Origin of the sequence: Microbacterium sp. Leaf351 (genome assembly GCF_001423825.1) — a bacterium.
Classification (GTDB): domain Bacteria; phylum Actinomycetota; class Actinomycetes; order Actinomycetales; family Microbacteriaceae; genus Microbacterium; species Microbacterium ginsengisoli.
The window spans coordinates 190,999-193,614 of sequence record NZ_LMPK01000038.1; the positions used below are offsets into that span (position 1 = coordinate 190,999).

Annotated in this window: 3 protein-coding genes; 1 reads left to right on the forward strand and 2 read right to left on the reverse strand. The window is 70.7% G+C overall.

The features are described from left to right. A partial coding sequence (locus ASG00_RS13705) for an NAD(P)-dependent oxidoreductase (RefSeq protein ID WP_056210263.1) occupies positions 1 to 866 on the forward strand: 866 nt, incomplete at its 5' end. A 9-nt stretch (positions 867 to 875) separates the two neighbouring features. Here ASG00_RS13705 and ASG00_RS13710 read toward each other — a convergent pair. Then, positions 876 to 1,583 carry an SDR family NAD(P)-dependent oxidoreductase gene (locus ASG00_RS13710; protein ID WP_056210265.1) on the reverse strand — a complete coding sequence of 236 codons (708 nt, stop codon included), beginning with the start codon at positions 1,581 to 1,583 and terminating at the stop codon, positions 876 to 878. A gap of 3 nt (positions 1,584 to 1,586) precedes the next feature. Next, on the reverse strand, positions 1,587 to 2,616 hold a 1,030-nt coding region (locus ASG00_RS13715; protein WP_235559603.1), incomplete at its 5' end, for a M24 family metallopeptidase.

Sequence of the window (2,616 nt, forward strand, 5' to 3'; positions counted from 1 at the left end):
CCATGACCGACATCGGATTCCTCGGACTCGGCACGATGGGCCGCGCGATGGCCGGCCGCCTCCTCGAGACCGGGCACCGCGTGACCGTCTGGAACAGATCGGATGCCCCGGTCGCCGAGCTCGTCGCCGCCGGCGCCGTGGCCGCGGCATCCCCTGCCGAGGCGCTCGGCGCCCCCGTGTCGATCTCGATGCTCGCCGACGACGCGGCCGCCGAGGCCGTGCTCACCGAAGACGCGCTCGGCGCCGCACGCGGCCACGTGCACGTGAACGCCGCCTCACTGAGCCCCGACACGGCCGACCTGCTCGCGGCGCGGGCGGCAGCGGCCGGCGCCGGCTACGTGTCGGCGCCCGTGCTCGGACGCTACCCGGTGGCCGCGGCGGGACAGCTCAACATCCTCGCGGCCGGCGATCCCGCGGCGATCGAGACCGCCCGCCCCGCGCTCGCATCTCTCGCGGCCCGCATCTGGGAGTTCGGAGCCGTCCCGCGCACCGCCAACATCGTCAAGATCGCCGTCAACTACGACCTCATCCATGCGATGCAGGCCATCGGCGAATCCGTTGCACTCGTCGAACGGCACGGGGTCGAGGCATCCGCGTTCGTCGACCTGCTCACCCACTCGCTGTTCGCCGCGCCCGCGTACTCGATCTACGGCGACGTGATCGCCCAGCGCCGCTACTCCCCGCCCGGCTTCCACATGTCGCTCGGATTCAAGGACCTGCGCCTGGCGGAGGCCGCCGCCGCATCCGTCGGGTTAGAGATGCCGACCGCGGCCGCGCTGCACGGAGTGTTCGAAAGCGCGATCGCCGACCCGTCGCTGCGAGACCTCGACTGGTCGGCGATCGCGGAGGTCACGCGCTCGGCGTGACCTCCCGGTTCAGGTGAGGGTCCAGCCCCGATCGACGTAAAGGCTGGTACCGGAGACCCCGCGGTTGTCGAGCAGGAACTCGACGGTGCCGACCACGTCGGCCACCGTGGCGAGCTCGCCGCCCGGCGTGCGTGACCGGTAGGCGTCCAGAACGCCGTCGGGCTTGCCCGCCCAGAACGGGCTGTCGCCGATGATCCCCGGGTGCAGCGCGTTCACACGGATCGGGGCGAGCTCGAGAGCGAGGGTGTGCGTGAGTCCCTCGACGCCGCCGTTGATCGTCGACACCGTGGTCGAGCCGGGATAGGGCAGGTCCTTCGCGCGACCGCCGAAGAGCACGATGCCGGTGCCGACGCTCGGGGTCAGCCGATCCAGCAGCGCGTGCACGGTCTCCGCGTAGCCGACGAGCTTGAGGGTCACGAGGCGTCGCGCCCGCGCGATGTCGTAGTCCGCGATGGTGTTCGCGTCGCGCTCGATCGCGGCGAGCACGAGCCCGTCGATCGCACTGACTCCGGCGAGCGCGGGCGCGATCTGCTCGGGCTCCGAGATGTCGAGGGCGAGGGACGAGGCATCCTGTCCAAGACCCTCGGCGATCTCGGCCGCCCGGGCCGCATCACGCCCCGTGATGATCACGCGATCGCCGCGGGCGAGGAGGGTGCGCGCGAGCTCGAGGCCGATGCCCGAGGTGCCGCCGACGACGAGGATGGTGCGCTGCGACATCGCCTACGCCTCTCCCCGACCCCACACCGTGTTGAGGTGCGACTGCGGGTCGCGCACGGTCGGCAGGATGCCGTCGACGGAGTAGTAGCGCTTGCCCGCGACGATGAGCTCCTCCGCGGGGAACTTCGTGATGACCTCGCAGCCGGTGGCCGTGACGACGACCTCCTCCTCGATGCGGGCCGCACCCCAGCCGTCGGCAGAGGGCCAATAGGTCTCGAGGGCGAAGACCATCCCCTCCTCGAGCACCTCCGGGTGATCGAGCGACACGAGACGGCTGAAGATCGGCTTCTCCCAGATCGAGAGCCCCACGCCGTGTCCGTACTGCAGCGCGAAGGCCGCCTCTTCGTCGGGGAAGCCGAACTCCTGCGCGGTCGGCCACACCGACACGATGTCGGCGGTGGTCGCGCCCGGGCGCACGAGGGCGATCGCGCGATCCATGTACTCCCGGGCACGCGTGTAAGCATCCCGCTGCGCCGACGAGGCCGACCCGACCGCGAAGGTGCGGTAGTAGCAGGTGCGGTAGCCGTTGAAGCTGTGCAGGATGTCGAAGAAGGCGGGGTCGCCCGGCCGGATGATGCGGTCGGAGAAGACGTGCGGGTGCGGCGAGCAGCGCTCGCCCGAGATCGCGTTCACTCCCTCGACGTACTCGGAGCCGAGGTCGTAGAGGGTCTTCGCCACGAGCCCGACGGCCTCGTTCTCGCGCACGCCCGGCCGCAGGAACCGGTACAGCTCGTCGTAGGCCGCATCCACCATCGAGGCGGCCTGGGTGAGGAGCCGGATCTCGTCTCCCGTCTTGACCCGTCGGGCCTCCATGAAGATCTGCTGCCCGTCGACGACCTGGATGCCCTCGCGCTGGAGGGCGAAGAGGATCGGCAGCTCGATCACGTCGACGCCGAGCGGCTCGTGGGCGAGACCGAACTTCTCCAACTCGCGCTTGATCTTCTTCGCGACCTTCTCGGCGATCTCCGCATCGGGGCTGAACGCGCCACGCAGGGTCGAGATGCCGGCGCGCGCGCCGGACTCCAGTCGCGGG

Excerpts from the sequence above, each read along its gene's own strand:
- ASG00_RS13710 (WP_056210265.1), bottom strand. The coding sequence starts at position 1,583 with ATGTCGCAGCGCACCATCCTCGTCGTCGGCGGCACCTCGGGCATCGGC.